Below are 25,254 nucleotides of genomic sequence, written 5' to 3' on the forward strand. Positions count from 1 at the left end.
GATCGATTGCTATGGCTTGATATAGGCAAAGGCATCTTTATATTGCAAATCAGCAACGCGCACCACTCCTGAGGGCGTGAAATCCGCATCAAGAATAAACTGATCTTTTTTAAGATTGCGATTCTTAAGGGTAATTTCACAGACTTCAAATTTCACACCACGAGACTTTAATGCCCCGATTAATGGCGCATACTCAACATTATTTTTTTTGTCTCTAGCACCCTCCATCAGCATATCGACACCATTGGCATGAGTGACGACAATGATGATAGTGTCAGGAGCCGTGTCTAAATGATTGCGTATATTTCGCAGACCCTTTAAGCCTTGAGTTTCAGCGTCATCAATGTGATATACGACTTTTGTTGCGCCTGTATGCTGCGCAAATGCACTCGAACCAAAACCGATTAACAATATAGCTGCAAACAAGGAGCTAATGAGTTTTTTCATCGCTTCGACTTTCAAATAAATTTAGATAGGGGCCATGCCAGGATTATTTGCAACGCCCTTGATAATGGGCTCATTCAATTTCACTGCTTTGATAACTTTTACATCCTTTAGGTGACGCTCAATCACGTCCCAAATTGGCTCGCCGCCAGCATTTTTAGCATCCTCACTAACAGGCGCCCATCCTGCAACCTTGTAGATCTTTTCGGCATCGATAGACTTACCATTCAAACGCATATCAGAGATTCGGTTGCCGGCACTTTGAGCAGGATCAATCGTGTATTGCATTCCACCCACGCGAACCATGTCGCCGCCCTGCTGATAATATGGATCAGGATTGAACAAATTATCGGCCACGTCTTCCAAAATGGTTTTAATAGTCGTGCCAGTCATGTTGGTGACGGTAGTGTATGGATAAGTAATGGCGGTTTGGTCCATGAGATTTTCACGGGTGATAGCCTGACCTGGCAAGAGACTCGTGCCCCAACGGAATCCTGGAGAGAATGCGATCTCAGCATTCTTCTGCGCCATTAATCCATCCAAGATGAGCTGATCAAAGCTGCCGTTGAAGTTACCCCGACGATATAAGAGACCTTCGGTAGTTGCCAACTTCTCATTCAGCTTAGATTCGTATGGCGCCCTTACCTTAGCGATTAACTTGGACATTGCTGGATCTGCTGGGATCATATTCGAGAAGATCGGTAATAGCTTGTAGCGGAAGTCAACAGGCTTGCCGCCTTTCACCTCAAAGTCCAACACACCCAAAAATTTACCATTTGAGCCAGCATTGGTTACCAATGTCATGCCGCCATGATTTTTTACCTGCACAGGGATAGGCACTCCATCATGGGTATGACCACCCAAGATAGCATGCAAACCACTTACACGTGATGCCATCTTTAAATCTACATCCATGCCATTGTGAGAGAGTAATACGACGACCTTAGCGCCCTTAGACTTAACTTCATCAATGGTCTTTTGTAGATTCTCTTCTTGAATTCCAAAAGTCCAATCCGGCGTAAAGTAACGCGGATTTGCAATTGGAGTATATGGGAATGCTTGTCCAATAATGGCCACCTGTACGCCATTCATATTTTTCATGACATAAGGATTGAAAACCATATCCCCGAAGTCAGAGGTCTTAATATTTTGTGCAATAAAGGAAACCTTGCCCTTAAAGTCACCATTCACAATTTCCATAACGCGCTTTTCACCAAGAGTCATCTCCCAGTGAGGCGTCATGACATCTACCCCTAAAGCCAAGGCCGCATCAACCATATCTTGACCATTGGTCCATAGTGCGGTACCAGAACCCTGCCAAGTGTCCCCCCCATCTAACAATTGCGCACCTGGACGCCCTGCCTTTAATTGCTTAATCAAGGTTGCCATATGGGCAAAACCACCCATCTTCCCGTAGTTCTGTGCCGCAGCTACGTAATCTAAATAGGTAAATGCATGCGCATCCCGTGTGCCAGGCGCAATACCATTCGCTTTGAGGAAATATTCACCAACTAAATGAGGGGTCTTTCCCTCCTGAGCACCGATTCCCAGGTTTACATTTGGTTCACGGAAATACATTGGCAATAACTGTGCATGACAGTCAGTAAAGTGCAACAAGTGGACATTACCAAACTTAGGAAGATCGTAAAACTTTTGCGCTGAGACCTGTGCACCAGCAAAATTGGATTGCAAACTCATTCCGCCAGCCGAGGCAAAAGCCAAAGCCTGCAAAAAATCGCGACGACTCAAAGACATAACATTCCCCTTATGAAAACAGGCCTCCCGGCCCGCCTTCTTGATATTTATTGGTTTACTGGCGAAGCTGGATCTAGCAACAACGCCATCAAATCTTGAATTTGCTTCTCATTTAAGAGCTTAAAGTGAGCAAATCGCGGCATATTACTGCACGCGTTATACGCCTTAGAGTTGTTGATACGATTCCAGGTGTAGACAATTAATTCTTGAGAATTACCACGCGTCTTACCGTAATTCCACAAGCTGGGCCCGATATTTCCATAAGAAATTTCTTTTTTATCGATCTCGTGACAGTTGTAGCAGCCTCCGCCAATAGGCGTAGAAGCTGTATCCGTCCAAGTAGCGCCGCGCCCACTTTGCGCAATCGCTTCACCACTTTTCCAATCGCCAATATATTTACCATCCGAAGGTGGCTGAATAGAAGCCATATTTTGCTTCTGAATTTCTAGCGCTTTAGCTGCCCCGGCTTTACTGGATGCAAATTGAGGATCAGAGCAAAATTTCTGAGTAGGGTCCTGGTCAATTCGATCAATATTAGCAATACCCTCGGTGCGGAAGCTGCTATTCATCATTTTTTGGAACTGCGGATCAGGCTTCTGCTGAGCAGAGACATTGGTCGCCATAGCAATAGCGCCACAAACAAGAAATAGAAGGTGATAAAACTTGGTTAATGTCATCGTAGATGTCTTCATAGTCTTAGCGCTTTAGTCCAGGGGTTTGAATAATCCCACCGTTGGCGTTCTTAGCCATATACATTGATAATGCGATGGTTACATCTGAGCCATAAATTGGATACGGGAAACGCTGCTGCCTAAAACAATCATTCAATCTTTGTTGCATTGTCCAAAATTGCCCGCTCGAAACTCGATACGCGGGCCAATAACCCCAACCTGCAACCGCACCATCATGAGTTGTTAGATTTGGCAAGTCTTGCAAACGGATACGTTTGCCAGATGACCCATGACAAGAGGCGCATGAAAAATCAAATGGACCGCCCTCGTAGAAGAAGGCTCGCTTACCCATTTCATACATCTCTTTTTCTTTTGGATGAGTCATGCTTACGCTTATTTTTTTGCCTTTAGAGTGCGTTACTACATAAGCAACAATAGCATCCATATCTTTCTTAGGGCCAACACCAAACTTGGCATCAATAATGCTTTCCGAGGGAATTCCCTGGAGCTTCTCCATACAAGTCATCAAACGAGACTCTAGATCCTGAACTCGATTGGTATCTTTAAAGTATTTTGGTAAGACAGCAGCTGCCCCATCAACAACACCAGGCCCAAGACCTAAATCGCATTTTTCTAACGTAGCATTTTTAGGGCCAGCCGGTTTTTTCCATAACTCCTCTCCGGACATTTCATAGAGCTCTGATGGATTTCCATCTGCAATCATCTCTCGATATTTTGCAATCTCATCGGCCGCACTTTGAGCATGAATGCTTTGTACACCCATCATTAAAAGTGATGCCACTAAAGATCTCTTTAAAACTTCTGATATTGGAGCCATGGATATGCCTATGTTCTTTAGAAATTAAGAAACCGTTGCTTCATCAGTTCGCTTATCACCTTTGGTATCAATCCAGTTCACTACCAGCTTATCGCCTTTAGCGCCCCTGTATTTGAAATTCAAAAAAGGGTCTTTAGAAACGGCCGAGCCAAACTGAGCATTAAATACATCCTTGCCATTTGCTTTTACATTCAGCATATTGATAAACCATGCTGGAATCACTTTTCCAGAGGCATCTTTACGTTGACCGGATTCCATGTCGTGCTTCATCAAAATTTTGACATCAACGATACCGTCTTTTTCGGTTGCTCTAACGCGCATTGGATCTGACATTTTTCTTCCTCAATAATTTATAAATAGATATTTGCTATGGTTAATTAACCGCCACAACCACCGAGAGTCACTTTGATCTCTTTAACTGCCATTGACCATTTACCATCTGCCTTCACCAAAGCATAAACATTTGATGTTTGACCCATCTTGATGCGAGTCGTGACAAATGCCTCAGTGCCAGCAGGTAAGAAAAATTGTGCAGCTAATGTACTTGGATTTTTCTCAACCAAAATTGCCATCTGCTCAGCCTTCAGGGTTGATGAAATGCCAACAGGAACTACTGCACCATTTTCAGCAATATCAGGAGCATTTAAAGTCACAGCAGCCGACTTATCTGGCGAAGATGCGCCCAATGACTTGAACACATCATCCAAGCTCTTACCTTCGAATGCTGCCTTATTCCACTCTTCTGCTTGGGCCACACTAATGAGACCGGCAGAAGCCATTAAGCCAAAAACGGCCGAGTATTTCAATAAACTGCGTCGCTGCTGATTCATAAAAACTCCTTTGTTAGCTCTTAACGTGAATATATTATCTACCACCCAATAAACCATGCAATTCATTTATTGAGTACATCTTATTTGCCATCGGATAGCACCCATGTCACCAGCGCTTTGCGATCTTCTTCAGATAATTGAGACTGGGCAGGCATTGGTATGGAACCCCAAACTCCTGAGCCACCATTCTTTACCTTCGCCATCAACTTATCTAATACCCCAGTCTGCCCCTGATACTTCGCAGCAATATCAGTAACAGAGGGGCCTACTAGCTTGCCGCTCATCGCATGACAAGCGGCACAGTTCTCACTCTTAAATAGCGCTGCGGGCCCTTTGCCGGCAGCATGCATTTCAGATGCATGAGCCAATCCTTCTGCTGAAGCACCTGGCAACTTAGTCAGCGGGGGCTTTGTAGAGTCAGATCCGCGGAATGGGCCATATTGACGATTTTGCTCAGCAATATTGCCGTGGGCATTTCTGGCATATTCCGGCAACTCGGAACCAATCTGTACGAATTGCACACAGTTGGTCATACATGCGGTTGCATGAACATCAGGACTACCTTTTGAGCTCCACAAACCATGCTTCAAAGTCATGCCATTACGATTTGGCATACGCTTTTGCACTTCTGCAATGTTGGCATCACTAAGCACAAAGTCATCGGGCACAACTTCAGCCAAACTTAAAAGGTATGCTACCAAAGCAAAGGTATCATCAGGCGTAAGGGAGCGAGGCGCATTCCATGGCATTGCGCGATAGATATAGTCCCACAAAGAAGATACTGTAGCGACTTTCATAATAGTTGTTCGCTGCGGCTGTTTTCTATCTGAGAGTGATGCTACACGTCCCGTTTTAATATCGTCAGCAGTGGTGCCACCAATAATAGGGGTAAAAATTTCATTAGACTCACCGAACGTACCATGACAAACGGAGCACTTAGCCTCCCATAGTTGCTGACCCTTTTCTACCGAACCAGACCCCTTGGGCAACCCCTTAAAGTCGGGGCGCACATCAATATCCCATGCAGCTACTTCGGCGGGAGTTGCATCTCTACCAATCCCTGGAAAACGGGTGCTTGAATTTTGGGCTGAAGCCGAACTAAGCACCAAGAATGATGTCGCCACAAACAAGGTGACGTTTGCGAGTTTAGCCAACTTGTACATTGCTAACCCCCCCGTTTGAACCAACTTTCCAAGATTGAATAGCGTTATTGTGATAAATGGATCTTGTGCCACGAACATCTCTTAGTTGTTTTATTGAGGGTTGAACATAGCCAGTATCGTCAATTGCTCGTGACTGCAAAATGGCAGGAGAACCATCCCATACCCAATCAATATTAAAGCGAGTAAGCGCTTTACTCAAGATTGGAGTTTCAAGACGTGCTGTTTTCCAATTATTACCACCATCGAAAGAAACGTCGACACGCTTCACCTTACCCCTTCCGGACCAAGCTAAACCACTGACGTTATAAAAGCCTTTTTCTAATAACTGCTGGCCACCTGACGGAGTGGTAATGACCGACTTGCATTCTTGAATGGAAGTGTATTGACGGGCCAATCCATCAGGCATTAAATCGTTATAGTGCACCGCTTCATCTTTGGTTGCATATGGCATATCCCCAACTTCTAAGCGGCGCAACCATTTCACCCAGCTAACACCCTGAACACCAGGTACCACAAGTCTTAATGGGAATCCGTTTTCTGGTCGCAGCATCTCCCCATTCATACCCCAAGCAACGATCGCTTCATTTAAGACATCTTCTAAATTAATCGTCCGAGTCATGCCTGAACCGTCACCACCTTCTGCCAAGAGATATTTACCTTTTTTGAGGTCAGCACCACACTCCTCCAAGAGGACTGCTAAAGGTACGCCGGTAAATTCACAGCAAGATAGCATGCCATGGGTGTATTGCACGGTTGGGACTGCAACGTTACCCCACTCCAAGCCTGTGTTAGCGCCGCACTCAATAAAGTGAATACGGGAAACCGATGGCAAGCGCATCAAGTCGTTCATCGTGAACACACGATTATGCTTAACCAAACCATTCACCATCAAACGATGCTTCTCAGGATCAATGTTGTACCAACCTTGGTGCTGTCTTTCGAAATGCAAACCATTTGGCGTAATAATTCCAAACAATCCCTGCAAAGGCGTGAAAGCGACCGAGGCAGCCGAAACTCGTGTTAAACCGGGCGATTCGCGACGAATTAAATTAGCCTCATAAATTGATGGGGTGCCATAAGGCATAGTGGCAACGTTTTTACCCAAGGTGGTTTGCCATACTTGCTTTTCCAAAATTACTGGATCGCCCTCTGGTGAGGCTAGCACGTTCATAGAAGCGCCTACTAAACCAACAGCACTACCCAGGGCTGCCATGAACCCATTGCGCATAAAGCCACGACGAGTGTCATCCATTCCATTTTTATTTATATCGGAAATAATGTCTTGTGAAATAAAGCTTTCGGGGGCCTGCTGAATTTGGCCTCTACGTTTTTGGTCTGACATCAAGAAAAAGCTCCTGTAAATATAAGCACTAAATGAGGTTCTTCAATACGTTAAACAGCGTTCAACGGAATCTTAAGGTATGCAACTCCATTGGACTCCTTAGCAGGGAACTCTCCCGCTCTGATATTGACTTGAATTGCAGGAAGAATGAGGACCGGCATCTCTAATGTTGCATCACGCTTTTTGCGCATTTCAATAAACTGTTCTTCGGTAATGCCATCATGCATATGGATGTTGAACTTTTTTTCATCTGCAACGGTGGTTTCAAACTGGACTGGCCGACCATTAGGCGGATAGTCATGACACATAAATAAACGGGTTTGTGGTGGAAAACTCAAAATCTTTTTCATCGACTGGTATAGGACATGAGCATCGCCGCCTGGAAAATCGCAGCGGGCAGTTCCCACATCAGGCATAAACATGGTGTCGCCCACGAAAATAGCATCACCCACTTGATAAGCCATACAGGCCGGAGTGTGCCCAGGAACGAACAAAGCTTTGAAGCTTAGCTTGCCGAAATGAATTTCTTCCCCATCTTTTAGGAGGCGGTCAAATTGAGAGCCATCGACAGGAAATGAATTTTCTAAATTGAATATGTCCTTGAATACACTCTGGACCACAGAAATATGATCGCCTATGGCTACTTTGCCGCCTAGCTCAGACCTTAAATAAGGAGCGGCAGTTACATGATCAGCATGTGTATGCGTTTCCAAGATCCACTCTGTCTTAAGCTCATTTTTCTTAATAAACTCAATGACCTCATCAGCCATCTTGGTGTGGGTGCGCCCGGATTTAGGGTCATAACTCAGAACTGAATCAATGATGATGCAACTAGAGGTCGGCTTCTCGTACACAACATACGTTACCGTCCAGGTGTCTCGATCAAAAAAGCCTTTAACTGCTGGATTCATTACTTATTCGCCTAAGTGAAATTTCTTAGTGCAATTATTGAATATTGCTGGTAAAAATGCACTAATAACTAACCATTATATACATATTACTTTTAGTTATATAAGTAGCAAACCTTTATAACCATAAGCTAAGAAAGCATGCAAAGATGATTGAACACCTCAAACTTACAGAATATGACGTTCTTATTGCAGGTGGAGGCGCAGCAGGTATTGGTTTGGCAGCCAGCCTTAAAAGCCGAGATCAAAAATTAAAAATTGGAATCATTGAACCCTCGGAGCACCACTACTATCAACCCTCTTGGACTTTAGTGGGTGGCGGAGCTTTTAATGTCAAGGACAGCAAAAGGAATACGAAAGATCTCATTCCAAAGGGGGTGACTTGGATAAAAGACCGCATTACCAGTTTCAATCCTGATGCAAATGAAGTCCATATTGCGAATGGTGAGTCCATTAAATACAAATACCTTGCAGTGGCTACTGGCCTTAAATCCAACTGGGATGCTATTCCAGGATTGATCGATTCACTCGGAAAAAATGGTGTGACATCGAATTACAGCTATGACTATTCGCCATACACATGGGAACTAGTCAAGCATATGAAATCAGGGAAGGCGATATTTACACAACCTCCTATGCCCATCAAATGTCCGGGCGCACCACAGAAAGCAATGTATTTATCTTGCTATGAATGGGAGAAGCAAGGCAATCTAAAAAACATTGACGTGGAACTCAATAATGCTGGGGCTGCATTATTTGGCGTAGCAGACTTTGTTCCTCCATTAATGGAGTATGTAAAAAAATATAAGGCGCAATTAAATTTCAATTGCAATCTAATCTCGATAGATGGTCCTAATAAAAAAGCGACCTTTGCAATCAAAGATGCCGAAGGAAATACAACACGGATTGAAAAATCTTTTGACATGCTGCATGTGGTTCCACCCCAAGGGCCACAGGACTGCGTGAAGGGAAGCCCTATTGCGGATGCTGCTGGCTGGGTTGAGGTTGATCAGTTCAGCTTACAGCACACTCGCTACCCAAATATTTTTGGTCTAGGTGACTGCTGCTCTTCGCCAAATTCAAAAACAGCTGCCGCAGCCAGAAAACAAATTGTTGTCGTTGCTGAAAATTTATTGGCCCATAAAAACCATCAAGCTATGCCTTTGAAATATGATGGCTATGGTTCATGCCCTCTTACCGTTGAAAGAGGAAAAATTGTTTTGGCAGAGTTTGGCTTTGGTGGAAAACTACTTCCGACTTTCCCGTGGTTAATCAATCCATTAAAGGCCACCAAGTTAGCGTGGATACTAAAAAAAGATGTGCTTCCATGGCTCTATTGGAATGCAATGCTTAAAGGTAGAGAGTGGTTAGCTCGACCTTTTGAAAACTAGATCATGGACAGCTTATTAATTGCTCCGGCACTTGGAGTGTTTGTAGGGATCTTAATGGGACTGACTGGTGCGGGCGGCGGAATTCTTTCCGTTCCCCTTCTCGTTTTTGCCTTTCATATGCCCATTTCTGAAGCGGGTCCCATAGCGCTGACTGCTATTGCGTTATCAGCAGGAATTGGCGCAATCATTGGCTTAAATGAGAAGGTTCTCCGATATAAGACGGCGATGTTTATGGCGCTCTTTGGTCTCATTCTTTCACCACTTGGGCTTTGGGTTGCCCAACGCGCCCCAAATACTCCTCTGCTATTGATATTTAGTGGGATATTAATTTATGTTGCCAGCAAAATGTTTATTCAAGCTACGCAGACTATTGCCGGCAAAGCCCCTAAGTTAATAAAGCCGCCTCCATGTCAGTTAGACATGTCAATTGGCAAGTTAATTTGGACTGTACCTTGCGCAAGATCCTTGATGCTGGTAGGTGCATGTGCAGGCTTCCTATCCGGTCTATTGGGTGTCGGCGGTGGATTCATCATTGTTCCATCACTGAAAAAATTTACCGACCTACCCATGAAAGCAATTGTTGCTACCTCCCTTGGAGTTTTAGCCATAGTCTCGGCAGGTGGCGCAGCAATCTCATTGTTGTCTGGCACCTTAGATTTTACAATTGCCGCCCCATTTGCAATTGGCTCTCTTGCAGGCCTATTAATAGGCAAAGTATTAGAAAAAAATATTAGCGGGCCAAGAGTTCAACAAATCTTTTCTATTTTTACTTTTTTAGTAGCCCTTAGTCTTATTTATAAATGCATTATTTAACCTGGAGAAATCTATGAAACCCACCCGTCGCCAATTTATGATTTTGTCTGCTGCTGGTGCCTGCACTTTGGCACTCAATAGCAAAGCCCAAGCTCAAGCCATGGTTGCAGAAACTGATCCACAAGCTGTTGCATTGGGATACAAAGCTGATGCCTCCAAAGTAGATAAAGCAAAGTTTGCTAAGTATGCTGCTGGTCAACAGTGCGGCAACTGTGCCTTATTCCAAGGAAAACCTGATGCCGCTGCTGGTGGCTGTGCATTGTTTGCGGGCAAGCAAGTATCCAGCAAGGGTTGGTGCTCAGCTTACGCCAAGAAAGCTTAATTCCAGGTATTTGGCATTCCCGTTATTAAAAAGGCTGCCCATGAACTGACCCACAAAAGTTGGACAGTTTAATTAGGTTACCAGAAGGGATTGAGTACGGTAATGAACCGGGCTCAATCCCTTTAGTTTTTGTTTGATTCGATCATGGTTGTAGTAGTGGATATATTCATGCAATCCTTGCTTAAACGCTTCTACATCCTCAAATTTCTCTTGGTAGAAGAACTCGGTTTTTATCACCCCAAACCAGTTCTCCATCACCGCGTTATCTAGGCAATTGCCTTTTCTAGACATGCTTTGGGTAATGCCTTGGTCTTTTAAGGCGGCTTAATATACCCCCATTTGATACTGCCAGCCTTGATCGGAGTGCAGTACCGGCCTATCCTCATGCTTGAGTCGCTTGATGGCGCTGCCCAGCATCTGCATCACCGTCTTGATCTGTGGTCGATCAGCAATCTCATACGAGATGATCTCCTGGTTATAAAGATCTAAGATGGGTGAGAGATATACCTTCTCACCTTTGATGTTGATCTCAGTGACATCGGTGACCCACTTTTGATTGGGTTTATTGGCGGCAAAGTTACGCTCCAATAAATTAGGCGCCGCCTTACCTACTGCGCCCTTGTATGACTGGTAGCGCTTAGGACGAACGGTGAATTTGAGCCCTAGTTGCCCCATCAGCTTTTGGATGGTCTTGGGGTTGAAGTAACGCCGTTGATTGCTCAGCTCTAAATGCACTCGGCGATATCCATAGCGACCCTGATGCTGGTGGTAGATCTCTTGGATCTGCATCTTCGCTACAAGATAGGGGTCAGCCTGGTGACTTTGCTGCACATGGTAGTAATAAACACTTCTGGCCATCTTGGCGACCGCCAAGATGAGTTGCAAAGGGTATCGCTGCCTTAACTCAGCAATCACTTGGACTTGTTCTTGCTTACCAAGTGCTTTTGCTGAGCTAAGGCTTCTAACTTTTTTAGGTAATCCATCTCCACCCGACGGTACTCGAGCTCTTGCATGAGCTCTTCTTGGGTCATTTGAGTGACTGGCTTGTTGGTGGGAACAAATGGTTTTGAGGGTTTAGACATCGGTGGTCGTCCCTTGGGTTTGGGTTCTAGAGCGGTAATACCACCTTCATTGTAGAGGCGTTGCCAAACAGCAATGGTGCTAGGGGCAGCAATATTAAAGTGGGTTGCTGCTTGATTAATCGAGAGCTGATCTTGCGCCATCGCCTTGAGCACAAACAGCTTAAAGGCACCGGAGTAGTGGGTATAGGTTTTGATGAGGCTCTTGTGACCATGCGCTTTATAAGCATGAACCCATTTGCGGACATGGGTAAATTTAACCTCATACCGCTTTGCCGTTGCTGTAAAACCTTCTTTGCCAGACAGGTAGTGATTAATGACCTCTAACTTGAAGTCTATGCTGTATTTGGACATGAGACTGACTCTTTTAAAGTTGGATTAGGTATCCAACTTTTGTGGGTCAGTTCACTACTGCGGCCTTTTTAATGATCTATGTTCCTTGTTTTGAAAATTGCTTTAAGCGTTCAAGATCTGGTACTTGAACCGATAACCTAGTGATATTTGAGATGAGCCCCTGATCCGCCATTGATGCTAAAGCTCTACTAATAGTTTCAAACTTTACATCCATCATCAACCCCATATCTTCACGCTTGAATAATGGTGCAATCGCAAAGTGGCCAGACTTCTTAGCAAGCTTTAGGAAAAACCGCGCTAAGCGCGCCTCAATCCTTCCGGTATTAATTTCAGAAAACCAAGATTCAGACTGAAGAAGTGCTTCCCCCCACTTTTTTACGATTTGTCGATGCAGTCTTGGCGACTCTTCCCCCAGGCTGGTAATGATATTTTTTGGAATCCTGCAAAGGTGAACATTAGTTAATGCAATAGCAGAATGTTCATATGCGTCACCCAGAAGCGCTTCCATACCAAATAGATTGCCTGGAAGAACTACCCTCACAATTCTTTCAGAACCATCAGAATTAACATGCAAAATCTTTATATATCCATTTCGAAGAGTGAATAGGGATCCTGCGTGATCACCTTGGGAGTAAATGTCAGCATTTGCATCAAAACTCAGATCATCAATAGGACTGTGTATCTTAGAAAAATCCTCCTCATTAAGCTCTGCAAATAGTGCTGAACTTCTAATGGAGCATTTCTCGCATTCACTTACGCCTTGCCAGGCACTCTTTATTTCTATTGTTTTCAATGGGAAGATAGTAACGAATTTTTGCTGCATCTCATGCGGATGATTCTATACTCAATTTTGAGATTTTGTAGCGACAATATTGCAATTCACCCTCTACAAAGGCAATACAATTACTGATGATGGATTCCGATGCTATTTATCTCTCCCTAAAACTTGCTGCATGGACTCTAATGCTGCTGCTACCCATTGGCGTTTGGGCGGCGCGACAATTGCTCAATGCAGGTTATTTAAAGCCTTTCCTTGAGGCCGCCTTAGCCCTCCCCTTAGTACTGCCTCCTACTGTTTTGGGCTACTACCTTCTTGTAGGTTTGGGTGGAAAAACAATTTTTGGTATTCCACTGGTATTTTCTTTTACGGGAATTTTGATTGCTTCCCTCATCGTCAACTTACCCTTTGCTATACAGCCCATACAACGCGCCTTTGAGGCCATCAATCCTGAGATTATTGAAGCTGCTCAAGTGAGCGGTTTGTCAAAGTGGCAAACATTTCGCCTTATAGAGTTACCACTAGCATGGCGCGGCATTACCAGTGCAGCCGTACTGACCTTTGCGCATACTTTAGGCGAGTTTGGCGTCATCCTGATGGTTGGTGGTGCAATCCCCGGAGAAACCAAGACTGTATCGATTTCTATTTACGACAAAGTACAGAGCTTTGACGCTTCGGGCGCAGGAGCACTCTCCTTAATACTGCTAAGCACCTCACTCATTGCAATAGCACTTTCTTATGGTGTGCTTGGCAGCCATGCTTCTCACGCTAAAAATTGGAGGGGCTAATGCTAAAAGCAAAACTCTTCCAGACCAATCCCAATCCCTTGCAGCTCAATATTGAATGCATTCCAGGGGAATTGCATGCATTAGTTGGCCCATCTGGCAGCGGCAAGACTACTGCTCTGAGAACTATTGCAGGATTGAATAATCCTGAGGCTGGGAAAATTGAATGTGATGGTAAGTTGTGGTTTGAAGCAAATGAACTAAATGGCGTTACAACCTTGCTTAGCCCAGCAGAACGCTCTTGTGGATTTTTATTTCAGCAGTACGCCCTCTTTCCGCACCTGACAGCCCTTGAGAATGTTTGCATTCCTTTGCACAACAGCATGCATGATCTTGCGCAGCGCAAAGTATTGGCTGAGCAATGGCTAGACCACATGGGAATTGCTGAATTAGCAAATCGTATGCCTAGTCAGCTCTCTGGAGGTCAACAACAAAGGGTGGCACTTGCCAGAGCATTAGCACGTTCACCAAAAATATTATTGCTCGATGAGCCCTTCTCGGCGATTGATGCACCTACAAGACAGGGGCTCTACAAAACACTGGCTGAACTACGCAAAGATTTGAATATCCCCATCTTATTAGTAACGCATGACTTACGAGAGGCAGACCTTTTGGCCGATCGCATTACCGTCATTGATAAAGGCGTGGGCTTACAGACTGCCCCACCACAGGTCTTATTTGAAAGACCTAGAAACTCACGTGTTGCAGAGTTAGTGGGTATTAGCAATAAGTTTGAAGGCATATTTACTGCCGGCAAACTTAGCTGGAGCGGCTGTCAGCATTTTTTTGATGTTGTCGATAAAGGCAAAATACCGCCAAATACTCCTGTTGCCTGGGTTATTCCAGCCGATGGGTTGAGTTTGCATAATGAAGCCAATAAGAGCACCATCAATGCCAGTGTTGAACAAATCAGCACGCTAGGACAAATTGCAGTGATTCAACTGAGAACGGTTGAAGGCAGTCATGTCATTACTTGGGAGGCCTCTGCCGCAGAGGTGAAGCGCCTCTGTTTAGAGGCCGGCAAAAATACACATCTTGAAATTGATGGCGGCAAGATACACATCATGCCTCTGCGCCCGATTAACGACCCGCGTCGCTTTACGAACTAAATTCCACTAAGCTCGAATTATTTTTGGGCAACTAATCCTAGCAATGCAGACATCCCAGTATGTCTCGGACCTTCAGAAAGTTCTTTCTCGTAACTCACAAGCTCGAGTATTTGAAAGTCTTTAGTGAGATCTCGAATCATTTCTTCTGTATAGAGATGCTCTATTAATGATGGGCCGCCGGTTTTGTAATCTAGTTGCTTAGGGGTGTAGCCCTGCAAAATAAAGAGTCCACCAGGTTTTGTCGCTTTGTAAGCTTGCTCAAAGATTCTAGCGCGCATTGCTGGATCGGCAAACTGAATAAAGATCCCAATCACTGCGTCATAAGTATTTTCTTGCCACGCATAGCTATCGGTATCAGAGAAGGAATACTCAACTTGCACTTGATTATCTTTGGCAAACTGCTTTGCTTTAGCAAGTGCGATATCAGACGCATCAAATCCAATAACCTGCATACCTTGCTTGGCAAGCCAGACACCATTGCGCCCTTCACCATCAGCGATGCAGAGAACCTTGTCTTTGGACTTTAGGTATTGCTTTGTTTTCTCAACAAGATACTCGTTAGGCTCTTTGCCAAAAATGAACTCTTCTTTATCGAAGCGTTCGTTCCAGAACTGGGTGGCATCCGCGAAACTCATAGACCTATCCTGATGAACTTGATTATTTTTTGAGTCCGCCAACGAGGTCGCTCTTTAAGTCGTTAATATTTTCAAGGCCAACTGCAATGCGTACCAAGCCATCAGAAATACCAGCTGCTTTACGAGCCTCAGGCGTTACACGGCAATGCGTTGTTGTGGCTGGGTGAGTAATAGTCGTGCGGGTATCACCCAAGTTTGCAGTAATCGAGCAAAGCTTAGTTTGGTTGATAAGTTTGAACGCTGCCTTCTTGCCACCCTTCAAGGTGAAAGACACAATCGCCCCACCCTCTTTTTGCTGGCGCATTGCCAATGCATGTTGGGGATGTGATTTCAGGCCGGGATGGTAAACCCGCTCTACTCCAGATTGCTTTTCAAGCCATTGGGCCAAGGCGAGTGCATTCTGACTCTGCTGCTTCATGCGAAGCTCTAAAGTCTCGAGGCCTTTGAGGAATACCCAGGCATTGAATGCGGATAGCGTTGGGCCTGCAGTTCGTACATAAGGGAAGACTTTACCCATGATGAAATCTTTGCTGCCTACAATTGCTCCACCCACTACTCGGCCTTGTCCATCTAAGTACTTAGTGGCCGAATGAATCACAACATCAGCACCAAGCGCCAATGGTTTTTGCAAAGCAGGCGTACAGAAGCAGTTATCCACCGCGAATAAAGCGCCTGCTTTTTTAGCAATCTTTGAAATCGCTCTGATATCAGCAATCTCAGTTAAAGGATTGGAAGGCGTCTCTAGATAAAAGAGTTTGGTATTGGGTTGCACAGCAGCCTGCCATGACTTGGTATCAGCCAAATCAGCATAAGTGGTTGTGATGCCAAAGCGACCTAAGATATTGGTGAACAACTGAATGGTTGCACCAAATACTGAGCGCGAGCAAACCACGTGATCACCTGCTTGTAAATGCGCCATTGCCATTGTCAGAATGGCAGACATTCCGGAAGCGGTAGCAATACAAGCCTCACCACCCTCTAAAGCAGCCAAGCGATCCTGGAACATGCTTACGGTTGGATTAGTAAAGCGAGAATAGATAAAGCCTTGGTCAGCATGTGCAAAACCATCAGCCGCTAGCTCTGCGCTATCAAAACAGAAGCTGGATGTCAGAAACATTGCCTCTGAATGCTCTTGGTATTCAGCAGTGCGACGAGTACCGGCGCGAACCGCTAAGGTCTCGAGCGCTAGCTTAGAAAAATCGGGTTTTTTACGGATAGTTTTGCTCTTCATACTGCTATTTTGACACCGAATTACGAATTTGCCTCGAGTAAGGCAAATTCCTGTCGCTTTTTAGTCTTCGGTAGCCAAATGCAGGTGGAGCTGTGAACGGGCGAAGTCACTCGAATCCTTCTGACGATCAGCCTTCGCATCAGAGGTATTTCTAGCGGCTTCTAAGGCATCAAGATAGGACTCGGTAATGTCACCCGTAATATAGAAGCCATCAAAGCAAGATGCTTCAAAGTTCTTGATATCTGGATTAACGTCCCTCACTGCCTGCTTCATATCTTCAATGCTTTGATAGATCAACTGATCTGCACCAATCATCTTATTGATCTCTTCATCAGTCCGGCCATAGGCAACCAATTCGCTGCGAGTTGGCATATCAATACCGTAAACGTTCGGGAAACGCACTGGTGGTGCAGCAGATGCAAAAATCACCTTCTTCGCACCAGATTCACGTGCCATCTGCACAATCTCAAATGAGGTTGTGCCACGAACGATGGAGTCATCCACAATCAATACCGTCTTGTCTTTAAATTCAATACGCATGGCATTGAGTTTTTGACGAACAGACTTCTTACGAACAGCTTGGCCAGGCATGATAAATGTACGGCCGATGTAACGGTTCTTAAAGAAGCCTTCACGGTAATCCACGCCCAATTTCTTTGCTACCTGCATAGCTGCTGGACGGCTGGAATCCGGAATCGGCATCACCACATCGATTTCATCGACATTGGTTTCTTTACGGATCTTCTCAGCTAAGTAATCGCCCATACGCATACGCACGTTGTAGACAGTCACACCATCAATGGTTGAGTCCGGACGGGCCATATAGACGTACTCAAAAATGCAAGGCGTTAACACTGCATTTGGTACACATTGACGTGAATAGAAATTACCATCCAAGTCGATATAAATTGCTTCACCTGGATGAACGTCGCGAACAAAGGTAAATCCTAAGCCTTCTAGAGCAACAGACTCAGATGCAATCATCCACTCAGGACCTTGAGGAGTATCGATGCGGCCGATACATAAAGGACGGATACCGTACTGATCGCGAAAGGCCAATAAGCCATAACCCGCTATTAAAGAAACTACTGCATACGAACCTTTAACGCGATTAGTTACACCAGTCACGGCGTTAAACATCGCGCCCTCATCTAGGGCTGCACTATTGGTTTCTTTTTGCAGTTCATCAGCCAATACGTTAAGCAATACTTCAGTATCAGAACTGGTATTAATGTGACGACGGTCACGATAAGCCATCTCCACACGCAGACTTGGTGCGTTAGTCAGGTTGCCGTTATGCGCCAAGATAATGCCGTAAGGAGCGCTTACATAAAAAGGCTGCGCTTCTTCTTCGCTACTTGCAGAACCTGCAGTTGGGTAACGCACTTGGCCAATGCCAGCGTTACCAACCAAGCTACGCATATTGCGAGTTCTAAACACATCTCGTACCAAGCCATTGGCTTTATGCATCGTGAATGAATTACCGTTCATCGTTGCAATACCTGCAGCATCCTGTCCGCGATGCTGCAAAAGCAGCAGCGCATCATAGAGAAGTTGATTTACTGGTGAGTGGGAAACAGTTCCGACGACGCCGCACATATCTCTAGATTCCTATTGTTAATTTAGGAGTAATGGTAGGGCTAACTTTAGGCATTGCATCACCTAATTGTTTAGCCCAGTCGGCAGGAAGCCAACTTTTAATTAAACCGGCTGCCATATCAATTGCTGGTCTGGTAATGGCATTCTTCCAAGCCATACTTTGCGGGATGGGCGTGAGTGCAGCGAGAGTCGCAAGTACCACCACGATCAAGCCTCCACGAATCACGCCAAATATCAAACCCAAGAAACGGTCAGTCAAACTAAGGCCGACCGACAAAATAATTTTTTGCACTACCCCGCCAAACATACCGCAAACAATCAGGGTCAGGATAAAGAGGATGAGGAAGCTGATGCCCAGGCTAAGTAGCTCATCTAGATGAAATGTAGACAGCCATTCCGTGGAGAGGTAGTTGCTATAGTGATAAGCAACCCAAGCAGCTGCGAACCAAGAGGCTAAAGCAAGCACCTCTTTAAACAAACCGCGCGAGATGCCTACCAAGGCAGAAACCAAGAGTACGACTAGGGTGAAGTAATCCACCGATGTTAGCTTGAGGGTGGACAAGTATTCCATTACTGTTTACCGGACTCGACAAGTCTTGGCGAAAGACCCATCGCCTTAATTTTCTTTTCCGCTACTTCTGCGACATCTTTATCAGTAAAGGGTCCTGCTCGAACAAGGAAAATCTTGCCACCATCAGCACCCACCTTACTCAAGGTATAACTCGGAATGTTTTGATTTTTGAGTCTTGCGGACAAGGCCTTTACATTAGCCTCGGATGCAAAAGCACCAATCTGAATAACGTACTTACCTGAACCGGAAGTGCTTGACTTGGGTGCGTCAGCTGTTTTAGGTTTTGCGTCGGCCTTAGGACTTGCCGCAGCCACAACCTCTTCACCCGCCGCTAAACCTAACGTGCCAGATTTATTTACTGCAGGCGCTGCTGGTTTAGTGTCTGCCTTAGTTTCTACTTTTGCTTCTGGCTTTACTTCTGTCGCAGGTGCAGCGGCGACCTTAGGAGCTTCTTTAGCGGGCTCAACAGGAACTTCGGCCTTAGGTTTTTCTTCAGCCCTAGGCTCCGTACCAGGAATAGGTAAGCTGGTAACAATGTTTACTGCGATGTCGTTAGATGATGCCTTTGGTTTGTTATCCAAAATACGAGGCAAGCCAATTACAGCAATCAATACAAGGACAGCAGCACCAATCAGGCGATGGCGCGCTCTTTGTTGTTCTGGATCTTCTGTGAGGGCAAGTTCTTCAGCTTCTGCTGCGCGCTGAAAACTGCGTGGGGCCGCTCGTTTGGTGGTGCGACTACCCCTTGAACCTATTTCAAGGTCATCAGACTGGGTTTTTCGCTTAAAAAAGCTTGGTAAACGAATCATGGATCAGTGGGCCTGGTTGTTTCGGTAAGTCATTACGCCTGCAACGGTAAAGAAGGATCCGAAGATAACAATTCTATCACCCTCACCCGCTAAAGATAGCGCTTTTTGATACGCTAAAGCGGGTTCTGAGAAGCATTCAATACCCCCATCCGTTCCATTTTTAGGCTTTACGCCCATAGCTTCAAGCTTCTCGGCCAAGACCTTAGCGCTGGCAGCTCTGGGAGTCGGTAAATCTGTGCAAAACCAGAAATCTACGATGTTTAAGAGGGGTTTAATCACCCCCTCAATATCCTTGTCAGCCATAGCCCCAAAAATGGCATAGGTGTAGGGGTGGTAACCCATCTTATCGAGCCCCTGAGCCAAGGTAGCAGCAGCATGGGGATTGTGAGCAACATCCAATACCACGGTAGGCTGACCCGGGAGAACCTGGAATCGGCCTGGTAGCTCAACCAATGCAAAACCATTGCGAATGTCCTGGGCGCTCACTGGTAAGCGCTGATGTAAGGCCATCAAGGCAGCTATTACTGCCGAGGCATTCAGAATCTGATTGGCGCCACGTAGCGCTGGGTAGCCAAGCCCACTAAAGCGCTTCTTGCGCCCAGCCCAACCCCATTGCTGTTTATCGCCTTGGAAGTTGTAGTCACGCCCCTGCAACCAGAGATCGCAGCCCAGTTTTTCAGCATGATCAATCAGCGATTGTGGTGGTACAGGATCACCGCACACCGCGATATGTCCTGGACGGAAAATACCCGCCTTTTCTAGGCCAATGGCTTCGCGTGTGCCACCCAAAAAATCCGCATGATCGATATCGATACTAGTCACAATTGCGCAATCAGCATCAACGATGTTGACAGCATCTAAGCGACCACCCATACCCACTTCCAAGACAACTGCATCCAAATTGGACTTAGCAAACAGATGCATGATGGCTAAAGTAGTGAACTCAAAATACGTTAAGGTCGGCGCATCGACTAGGCTCACCCGAGCTTCTTCGACAGCAGCAAAATGTTCAAGCAAGAGATTGTCTTTGACATCTTCACCATTGATGCGCGCACGCTCATTGAATTTGAGTAAATGTGGGGACGTATGGCAACCGACTCTATAGCCAGAAGCCAACAAAATGCTCTCCAGAAATGCACAGGTCGAGCCTTTGCCATTTGTACCGGCAACCGTAATCACTGGGCAATCAAAATGGAGATCTAATGCAGCCTTCACGCGATTGATGCGCTCAAGCCCCATGTCTATGCCAACGGGGTGAGCAGTTTCAAGATGGCTAAGCCAAGCCTCTAGGCTAGGAAATAATATGGGGGCTTGGTGTGCTGAGCTCAAGCGCTTAAACGACTGCGCTACCCGCGATAGCAGGCTCAGGAAGCTTTTGTAACAAAGCAAGTAAACGCGCAATTTCACCGCGCATCTGACGACGATCAACAATCATGTCAATCCCGCCCTTTTGCATCAGGAACTCAGATCTCTGAAATCCCTCTGGTAATTTCTCGCGAACAGTTTGCTCAATCACGCGAGGACCTGCAAAACCAATTAAGGCTTTTGGCTCAGCCATCACTACATCACCCATAAATGCAAAGCTAGCAGAAATACCGCCCATCGTTGGGTCAGTGAGCACGCTGATATAAGGCAAGCCTTTTTTAGCCAACAAGGTCAACATCGAGTTAGTCTTCGCCATTTGGAAAAGGGATAACAAGCTTTCTTGCATACGCGCACCGCCAGTAGCAGTGACACAAATGAAGGCGCACTTCTTATTAATTGCCTCTTGTACTCCGCGGGCAAAACGCTCACCCACTACAGAGCCCATAGAGCCACCCATATATTGGAATTCGAAACAAGCAGCTACTACAGGAATGGCTTCAATCTTGCCGCCCATCACAATCAAGGCTTCAGATTCACCAGAAGCATCATTCGCTTCTTTAATGCGATCTGGATATTTTTTAGAGTCTTTAAATTTCAGCGGGTCAGTTGGATAGATATCAGCACCGATTTCGTAGCGGCCTTTTTCATCTAGCAAGCTGTCTAAGCGCAGACGTGCTCCGATACGCATGTGATGACTACATTTTGGGCATACCGATAAATTGGCTTCAATGTCAGTGCTGTACAGAACAGTTTCACAACTGGGGCACTTGACCCACAATCCCTCAGGTACTGACTTGCGATTTGCAGGATCAGTATGTTGAATTTGGGGTGGGAGTAATTTATCTATCCAGCTCATTAGTTTTTAGCTATCCAATGCGTCGCGTATCTCACGAATGAAGGTTTCCAGTGATTGTACCGCCTGCCCAGGGGGCGCATCCTCTAAAAGGCGAATAATGCGGCTACCAATTACCACTGCATCAGCGCTAGCGGATACCGCCTTAGCGCTGGCAGCATCGCTAATTCCAAAGCCTACAGCAATCGGAATATCTGTCTCTTCACGAATTTTCGGGATGATGCTGGCCACATCCTGTGTATTGAGGTTAGATGCACCAGTAACCCCTCTCATAGAAACGTAATAGATATAACCAGAAGCTATTTTGGCCGCCTCTTTAATGCGCTCATGTGATGAAGTAGGCGCTAATAAGAAGATCGGGTCAATACCGGCAACACGCATACGAGCGGCAAAATCCACGCACTCTTCTGGTGGGTAATCCACTACGAGAACACCGTCGACACCAGCAGCCTTCGCTTCGGTTGCAAAACGCTCTGCTCCCATTTGCTCAACTGGGTTTGCATAACCCATCAAAACAACTGGTGTATTGGCATCCAGCTTGCGGAATTCTTTCACCATCTCTAAGCAGCTATACAAAGTGACGCCTTGAGTCAGCGCGCGTTCCGATGATCTCTGAATGACAGGACCATCAGCCATTGGATCTGAAAATGGCACACCTAATTCAATCACACTTGAACCGCCACGAACTAATGCATGCATGAGTTCAACGGTTTGTTTAGGATCTGGATCACCAGCAGTAATAAAAGGAATCAATCCTTTTTTGCCTGTTGCTTTTAGCTCCTTGAAGAGCGCAGTAATTTTTGACATAAGTATTTCTTAAAAGTAATTCTTAACCTTCTGATCCAGTTGCCTGGGCAACGGTATGCATATCCTTGTCACCGCGGCCAGAGAGGTTGACCAAAATAGTCTTGTCTTTAGGCAGGGTCTTAGCAAGTTTGCAGGCATAAGCAATAGCGTGTGAAGACTCAAGCGCAGGAATAATGCCTTCAATCTGGCAGCAATCATGGAATGCTTGGAGCGCCTCTTCATCTGTAATTGCCACATATTCTGCTCGACCAGAATCTTTTAACCATGCATGCTCAGGACCAACGCCTGGGTAATCCATGCCAGCAGAAACAGAGTGCGTTTCAGAGATCTGGCCATTCTTATCTTGCAATAAATAAGTACGGTTGCCGTGCAACACACCAGGCGTGCCAACGCACAAGGCCGCTGAATGCAAACCACTTCCCAGACCATGTCCTGCTGCCTCAACACCAATGAGTTTCACTTCCGGGAAATCGATGTAAGGATAAAAAATGCCCATCGCATTAGAGCCGCCGCCAACACAAGCTAAAACATAGTCAGGTTGACGACCAGTCATCTCTGGCATCTGTACTTTGCACTCTTCACCAATCACACTCTGAAAATCTCTCACCATCATTGGATAAGGATGTGGTCCTGCGACGGTTCCGATGATGTAGAAAGTATTGTCCACGTTGGTAACCCAATCGCGCATCGCTTCATTGAGCGCATCTTTCAAAGTCTTGGTACCAGATTCCACTGGAACCACCTTAGCGCCAAGTAACTTCATACGAAATACGTTTTGCGCCTGACGGGCTACGTCCACAGAGCCTTGATAGACTGTGCAGTCCAAACCAAAGCGAGCGCAGATCGTTGCTGTAGCAACGCCGTGCTGCCCTGCCCCTGTCTCAGCAATAATACGAGGCTTACCCATACGTTTGGCCAACATTGCTTGGCCAATCACGTTATTAATCTTGTGTGCGCCTGTGTGATTTAAATCTTCACGCTTCAGGTAGATTTGTGCGCCACCCAGCATTTCGCTCCAACGCTTAGCGTGATAAACCGGTGAAGGTCTACCAACAAAGTGTTTGAGCTCATAATGAAACTCTTCAATGAATTCTGGATCGTGTTGATACTTTGCATAAGCTTCTTTAAGCTCATCCAAAGCAAACATCAATGTCTCAGACACAAACACGCCGCCATAGGGACCGAAGTGTCCTCGTGCATCTGGCTTGTCGTACATAGCTACCTCTTTTGATTTATCTACAGCAAATTATTGGGACGATGCTTTGGCATCCGCTGCGCGCACTGCTTGAACAAATTGGGCCATGAGCGCAGGATCCTTAACACCCCTGCTGCTTTCTACGCCACTACTGACGTCAACCGCGCAAGGATGCAGGCGTGCAATGGCCTCGCCCACGTTGTGCGTGTTCAATCCACCACTCAAAACGACCCGAGGCGCGTTTTCGCTTACCCATGTCTGTGGAATCCCTTGCCAATCAAAAGGAACGCCTCCGCCACCATATCCCTCAACCAGGGCATCCAGCAGAAAAGCGTTTGCATCCCCATATTGTAGGGAAAAATCATCAAAAGCGAAGCTAGTTCCTACACGAGCAGCCTTCATCCAAGGCTCGCCTGCAGCAAGCTGGGCACAGCGCTCTGGGGTCTCATCCCCATGAAACTGCCATAAGGTGATCGAGGCAGCAGCCCGAATAGCGGCAAATTCTTCATCTGTAGCATTTACAACCAATCCAACGGCATCTACCCCCGCAGGAAGTCTAGAAATGAGCTGAGCGGCGATATTAGGGCTCACAGCCCGAACGCTAGGGGGATAAAAGACGAAGCCAACAGCATCCACCCCCGCAGAAACAGCGGAATCGATGTCAGCAGCCGTCTTTAAGCCGCAGATTTTGACCCTAGTTCGGCCCGGAGAATATGTCAGTAAGCCCATAAATGAATGATAAGGCCAAGGGCCTTTATTTCCCTTGCGCTTTCTTTTGCTTCCCGATGACCTGAGCTGGCAGCCAAGAGTTTTCCAACCAAGGCTGGGGGATGGCAAATTCGTCCGGATAAGTGATTTTGGCCAAATATAGGCCATCGGCCATAAAAGTAGGAGCGGCGATTTGCCTATTCTTAGCAGCCAAGACTTCGGCCATCCACTCCGGCTTTTGTCTGCCCTGACCAATTTGCAAAAAACAGCCGACCACATTGCGGATCATGTGATGCAAAAAAGCATTTCCCCGGATCCGGAAATACAGCCATGGTTGATCAGAAATAATCTCAATGGAGTAAATCGTTTTTACCGGTGTTTTACTTTGGCACTCAGATGAGCGAAAAGAACTAAAGTCGTGTTCGCCAATCAAGCACTCAGCTGATTTTTTCATAGCCTCGACATAAAGCCATTGATTTGGGGGCACCAGTAAGTAACCTGCGCGTGAGTGCGACATCGGCGCACGACAAGGCCCCGCTTGCAAGGCATAAATATATTCACGCTCATAAGCAGAGAAGCGCGCACTGAACTCATCAGAAACTGGCTTTGCCCAGTTAATAACAATCGATGGCGGCAAGAATGAGTTCACACCCCTTACCCATGAAAAGTCTTCACGCTCAACATTGGTATCAAAGTGCACAACCTGTCCTAAGGCATGTACACCAGCATCGGTTCTGCCTGCGGTGATTGTATGAATGGGCCGTTCTGCACAAGCCTGCTCACCAACAAAGGCTGTAATGGCCTTTTCTAATTCATCTTGTACTGTGTTGTGATTGACTTGGGTTTGCCAGCCTGAATAGGGGCTGCCGTCATACTGAAGGCCAAGGGCTATGCGCATG

At 45.9% G+C, this 25,254-nt stretch carries 26 protein-coding genes and 1 pseudogene; 5 read left to right on the forward strand and 22 right to left on the reverse strand.

The features are described from left to right. Nucleotides 1–9: 9 nt before the first annotated feature. The 9 genes from ICN34_RS09630 to ICN34_RS09670 form a co-directional block, all read right to left on the reverse strand. A complete protein-coding gene (locus tag ICN34_RS09630; protein WP_216122302.1) occupies nucleotides 10–447 on the reverse strand; it encodes a DsrE family protein in 438 nt (145 codons plus the stop codon). A 21-nt stretch (nucleotides 448–468) separates the two neighbouring features. Then, a complete protein-coding gene (soxB, locus tag ICN34_RS09635; RefSeq protein ID WP_255538636.1) occupies nucleotides 469–2,199 on the reverse strand; it encodes a thiosulfohydrolase SoxB in 1,731 nt (576 codons plus the stop codon). 47 nt (nucleotides 2,200–2,246) lie between these two features. Further along, nucleotides 2,247–2,891, reverse strand: coding sequence for a sulfur oxidation c-type cytochrome SoxX (gene soxX / locus ICN34_RS09640; protein ID WP_255538637.1), 645 nt, complete (start codon nucleotides 2,889–2,891; stop codon nucleotides 2,247–2,249). 4 nt (nucleotides 2,892–2,895) lie between these two features. Further along, nucleotides 2,896–3,708, reverse strand: a complete 813-nt coding sequence (soxA, locus tag ICN34_RS09645) for a sulfur oxidation c-type cytochrome SoxA (protein ID WP_215294590.1) — start codon at nucleotides 3,706–3,708, stop codon at nucleotides 2,896–2,898. A gap of 24 nt (nucleotides 3,709–3,732) precedes the next feature. Further along, entirely contained in the window at nucleotides 3,733–4,041 is a 309-nt protein-coding gene (gene soxZ / locus ICN34_RS09650) for a thiosulfate oxidation carrier complex protein SoxZ (RefSeq protein ID WP_215294589.1), read from the reverse strand. Between the two features lie 44 nt (nucleotides 4,042–4,085). Continuing rightward, nucleotides 4,086–4,538, reverse strand: a complete 453-nt coding sequence (gene soxY, locus ICN34_RS09655) for a thiosulfate oxidation carrier protein SoxY (protein WP_215294588.1) — start codon at nucleotides 4,536–4,538, stop codon at nucleotides 4,086–4,088. A gap of 80 nt (nucleotides 4,539–4,618) precedes the next feature. Next, nucleotides 4,619–5,701 carry a c-type cytochrome gene (locus tag ICN34_RS09660; RefSeq protein WP_216122303.1) on the reverse strand — a complete coding sequence of 361 codons (1,083 nt, stop codon included), beginning with the start codon at nucleotides 5,699–5,701 and terminating at the stop codon, nucleotides 4,619–4,621. Continuing rightward, nucleotides 5,685–7,043 (reverse strand): sulfite dehydrogenase, encoded by a 1,359-nt coding sequence (soxC, locus tag ICN34_RS09665; RefSeq protein ID WP_216122306.1) that lies wholly within the window; start codon nucleotides 7,041–7,043, stop codon nucleotides 5,685–5,687. Before soxC ends, ICN34_RS09660 begins: the two co-directional genes overlap by 17 nt. Nucleotides 7,044–7,093: 50 nt before the next feature. Beyond that, complete coding sequence (locus tag ICN34_RS09670; protein ID WP_216122308.1) at nucleotides 7,094–7,954, reverse strand: MBL fold metallo-hydrolase; 861 nt, start codon at nucleotides 7,952–7,954, stop codon at nucleotides 7,094–7,096. Nucleotides 7,955–8,100: 146 nt separating this feature from the next. Between ICN34_RS09670 and ICN34_RS09675 the strand changes: the two genes are divergently transcribed. From ICN34_RS09675 to ICN34_RS09685, 3 genes are read left to right on the forward strand one after another with little or no spacing between them, the layout of a single operon-like run. Beyond that, nucleotides 8,101–9,342: an FAD/NAD(P)-binding oxidoreductase gene (locus tag ICN34_RS09675; protein WP_215370978.1), complete on the forward strand. Its 1,242-nt coding sequence runs from the start codon at nucleotides 8,101–8,103 to the stop codon at nucleotides 9,340–9,342. A 3-nt stretch (nucleotides 9,343–9,345) separates the two neighbouring features. Next, nucleotides 9,346–10,155, forward strand: coding sequence for a sulfite exporter TauE/SafE family protein (locus tag ICN34_RS09680; protein WP_216122310.1), 810 nt, complete (start codon nucleotides 9,346–9,348; stop codon nucleotides 10,153–10,155). 13 nt (nucleotides 10,156–10,168) lie between these two features. Then, complete coding sequence (locus ICN34_RS09685) at nucleotides 10,169–10,477, forward strand: high-potential iron-sulfur protein (RefSeq protein ID WP_216122312.1); 309 nt, start codon at nucleotides 10,169–10,171, stop codon at nucleotides 10,475–10,477. A gap of 72 nt (nucleotides 10,478–10,549) precedes the next feature. Here the strand turns inward: ICN34_RS09685 and ICN34_RS09690 are convergent. Both ICN34_RS09690 and ICN34_RS09695 read right to left on the reverse strand, forming a co-directional pair. After that, nucleotides 10,550–11,910: pseudogene (locus ICN34_RS09690) on the reverse strand (IS3 family transposase). Nucleotides 11,911–11,986: 76 nt separating this feature from the next. Continuing rightward, entirely contained in the window at nucleotides 11,987–12,733 is a 747-nt protein-coding gene (locus ICN34_RS09695) for a Crp/Fnr family transcriptional regulator (RefSeq protein ID WP_255538638.1), read from the reverse strand. Between the two features lie 86 nt (nucleotides 12,734–12,819). On the opposite strand from ICN34_RS09695, the gene modB reads away from it, so the two are divergent. After that, nucleotides 12,820–13,476, forward strand: coding sequence for a molybdate ABC transporter permease subunit (modB, locus tag ICN34_RS09700; RefSeq protein WP_370624007.1), 657 nt, complete (start codon nucleotides 12,820–12,822; stop codon nucleotides 13,474–13,476). Beyond that, a complete protein-coding gene (locus ICN34_RS09705; protein WP_216122314.1) occupies nucleotides 13,476–14,582 on the forward strand; it encodes an ABC transporter ATP-binding protein in 1,107 nt (368 codons plus the stop codon). Before modB ends, ICN34_RS09705 begins: the two co-directional genes overlap by 1 nt. 17 nt (nucleotides 14,583–14,599) lie before the next feature. On the opposite strand, the gene ICN34_RS09710 is transcribed toward ICN34_RS09705, so the two are convergent. From ICN34_RS09710 to truA, 11 genes are read right to left on the reverse strand one after another with little or no spacing between them, the layout of a single operon-like run. Further along, a complete protein-coding gene (locus ICN34_RS09710) occupies nucleotides 14,600–15,217 on the reverse strand; it encodes a bifunctional 2-polyprenyl-6-hydroxyphenol methylase/3-demethylubiquinol 3-O-methyltransferase UbiG (RefSeq protein ID WP_216122316.1) in 618 nt (205 codons plus the stop codon). Nucleotides 15,218–15,239: 22 nt separating this feature from the next. Further along, nucleotides 15,240–16,448 carry an O-succinylhomoserine sulfhydrylase gene (locus tag ICN34_RS09715; RefSeq protein ID WP_216122319.1) on the reverse strand — a complete coding sequence of 403 codons (1,209 nt, stop codon included), beginning with the start codon at nucleotides 16,446–16,448 and terminating at the stop codon, nucleotides 15,240–15,242. 60 nt (nucleotides 16,449–16,508) lie between these two features. Then, nucleotides 16,509–18,047 carry an amidophosphoribosyltransferase gene (purF, locus tag ICN34_RS09720; RefSeq protein ID WP_216122321.1) on the reverse strand — a complete coding sequence of 513 codons (1,539 nt, stop codon included), beginning with the start codon at nucleotides 18,045–18,047 and terminating at the stop codon, nucleotides 16,509–16,511. A gap of 4 nt (nucleotides 18,048–18,051) precedes the next feature. After that, on the reverse strand, nucleotides 18,052–18,618 hold the full coding sequence (locus ICN34_RS09725) for a CvpA family protein (RefSeq protein ID WP_216122322.1): 567 nt from the start codon (nucleotides 18,616–18,618) through the stop codon (nucleotides 18,052–18,054). Next, the gene (locus ICN34_RS09730; protein WP_216122324.1) at nucleotides 18,618–19,427 is read right to left on the reverse strand and encodes an SPOR domain-containing protein; all 810 of its coding nucleotides are present in this window, start codon (nucleotides 19,425–19,427) and stop codon (nucleotides 18,618–18,620) included. The genes ICN34_RS09725 and ICN34_RS09730 overlap by 1 nt, the downstream gene beginning before the upstream one ends. Before the next feature lie 3 nt (nucleotides 19,428–19,430). Continuing rightward, nucleotides 19,431–20,756: a bifunctional tetrahydrofolate synthase/dihydrofolate synthase gene (gene folC / locus ICN34_RS09735; protein ID WP_216122326.1), complete on the reverse strand. Its 1,326-nt coding sequence runs from the start codon at nucleotides 20,754–20,756 to the stop codon at nucleotides 19,431–19,433. Between the two features lie 4 nt (nucleotides 20,757–20,760). Beyond that, entirely contained in the window at nucleotides 20,761–21,648 is an 888-nt protein-coding gene (gene accD / locus ICN34_RS09740; protein WP_215359963.1) for an acetyl-CoA carboxylase, carboxyltransferase subunit beta, read from the reverse strand. Nucleotides 21,649–21,654: 6 nt separating this feature from the next. Next, a complete protein-coding gene (gene trpA / locus ICN34_RS09745) occupies nucleotides 21,655–22,452 on the reverse strand; it encodes a tryptophan synthase subunit alpha (protein ID WP_216122328.1) in 798 nt (265 codons plus the stop codon). 22 nt (nucleotides 22,453–22,474) lie between these two features. Then, nucleotides 22,475–23,668, reverse strand: a complete 1,194-nt coding sequence (trpB, locus tag ICN34_RS09750) for a tryptophan synthase subunit beta (protein WP_216122330.1) — start codon at nucleotides 23,666–23,668, stop codon at nucleotides 22,475–22,477. A 30-nt stretch (nucleotides 23,669–23,698) separates the two neighbouring features. Further along, entirely contained in the window at nucleotides 23,699–24,376 is a 678-nt protein-coding gene (locus ICN34_RS09755) for a phosphoribosylanthranilate isomerase (protein ID WP_216122332.1), read from the reverse strand. Between the two features lie 25 nt (nucleotides 24,377–24,401). Continuing rightward, a complete protein-coding gene (gene truA, locus ICN34_RS09760; protein ID WP_216122334.1) occupies nucleotides 24,402–25,253 on the reverse strand; it encodes a tRNA pseudouridine(38-40) synthase TruA in 852 nt (283 codons plus the stop codon). Between the last annotated feature and the right edge of the window lies 1 nt (nucleotide 25,254).

Source organism: Polynucleobacter sp. Tro8-14-1 (assembly GCF_018881655.1).
In the GTDB taxonomy this organism is placed as follows: Bacteria; Pseudomonadota; Gammaproteobacteria; order Burkholderiales; family Burkholderiaceae; genus Polynucleobacter.

Coding starts and splice junctions, on each gene's coding strand:
- ICN34_RS09630 (WP_216122302.1), bottom strand. CDS start 447: ATGAAAAAACTCATTAGCTCCTTGTTTGCAGCTATATTGTTAATCGGT.
- soxB (WP_255538636.1), bottom strand. CDS start 2,199: ATGTCTTTGAGTCGTCGCGATTTTTTGCAGGCTTTGGCTTTTGCCTCG.
- soxX (WP_255538637.1), bottom strand. CDS start 2,891: ATGAAGACATCTACGATGACATTAACCAAGTTTTATCACCTTCTATTT.
- soxA (WP_215294590.1), bottom strand. CDS start 3,708: ATGGCTCCAATATCAGAAGTTTTAAAGAGATCTTTAGTGGCATCACTT.
- soxZ (WP_215294589.1), bottom strand. CDS start 4,041: ATGTCAGATCCAATGCGCGTTAGAGCAACCGAAAAAGACGGTATCGTT.
- soxY (WP_215294588.1), bottom strand. CDS start 4,538: ATGAATCAGCAGCGACGCAGTTTATTGAAATACTCGGCCGTTTTTGGC.
- ICN34_RS09660 (WP_216122303.1), bottom strand. CDS start 5,701: ATGTACAAGTTGGCTAAACTCGCAAACGTCACCTTGTTTGTGGCGACA.
- soxC (WP_216122306.1), bottom strand. CDS start 7,043: ATGTCAGACCAAAAACGTAGAGGCCAAATTCAGCAGGCCCCCGAAAGC.
- ICN34_RS09670 (WP_216122308.1), bottom strand. CDS start 7,954: ATGAATCCAGCAGTTAAAGGCTTTTTTGATCGAGACACCTGGACGGTA.
- ICN34_RS09675 (WP_215370978.1), top strand. CDS start 8,101: ATGATTGAACACCTCAAACTTACAGAATATGACGTTCTTATTGCAGGT.
- ICN34_RS09680 (WP_216122310.1), top strand. CDS start 9,346: ATGGACAGCTTATTAATTGCTCCGGCACTTGGAGTGTTTGTAGGGATC.
- ICN34_RS09685 (WP_216122312.1), top strand. CDS start 10,169: ATGAAACCCACCCGTCGCCAATTTATGATTTTGTCTGCTGCTGGTGCC.
- ICN34_RS09695 (WP_255538638.1), bottom strand. CDS start 12,733: ATGCAGCAAAAATTCGTTACTATCTTCCCATTGAAAACAATAGAAATA.
- modB (WP_370624007.1), top strand. CDS start 12,820: ATGATGGATTCCGATGCTATTTATCTCTCCCTAAAACTTGCTGCATGG.
- ICN34_RS09705 (WP_216122314.1), top strand. CDS start 13,476: ATGCTAAAAGCAAAACTCTTCCAGACCAATCCCAATCCCTTGCAGCTC.
- ICN34_RS09710 (WP_216122316.1), bottom strand. CDS start 15,217: ATGAGTTTCGCGGATGCCACCCAGTTCTGGAACGAACGCTTCGATAAA.
- ICN34_RS09715 (WP_216122319.1), bottom strand. CDS start 16,448: ATGAAGAGCAAAACTATCCGTAAAAAACCCGATTTTTCTAAGCTAGCG.
- purF (WP_216122321.1), bottom strand. CDS start 18,047: ATGTGCGGCGTCGTCGGAACTGTTTCCCACTCACCAGTAAATCAACTT.
- ICN34_RS09725 (WP_216122322.1), bottom strand. CDS start 18,618: ATGGAATACTTGTCCACCCTCAAGCTAACATCGGTGGATTACTTCACC.
- ICN34_RS09730 (WP_216122324.1), bottom strand. CDS start 19,427: ATGATTCGTTTACCAAGCTTTTTTAAGCGAAAAACCCAGTCTGATGAC.
- accD (WP_215359963.1), bottom strand. CDS start 21,648: ATGAGCTGGATAGATAAATTACTCCCACCCCAAATTCAACATACTGAT.
- trpA (WP_216122328.1), bottom strand. CDS start 22,452: ATGTCAAAAATTACTGCGCTCTTCAAGGAGCTAAAAGCAACAGGCAAA.
- trpB (WP_216122330.1), bottom strand. CDS start 23,668: ATGTACGACAAGCCAGATGCACGAGGACACTTCGGTCCCTATGGCGGC.
- ICN34_RS09755 (WP_216122332.1), bottom strand. CDS start 24,376: ATGGGCTTACTGACATATTCTCCGGGCCGAACTAGGGTCAAAATCTGC.
- truA (WP_216122334.1), bottom strand. CDS start 25,253: ATGCGCATAGCCCTTGGCCTTCAGTATGACGGCAGCCCCTATTCAGGC.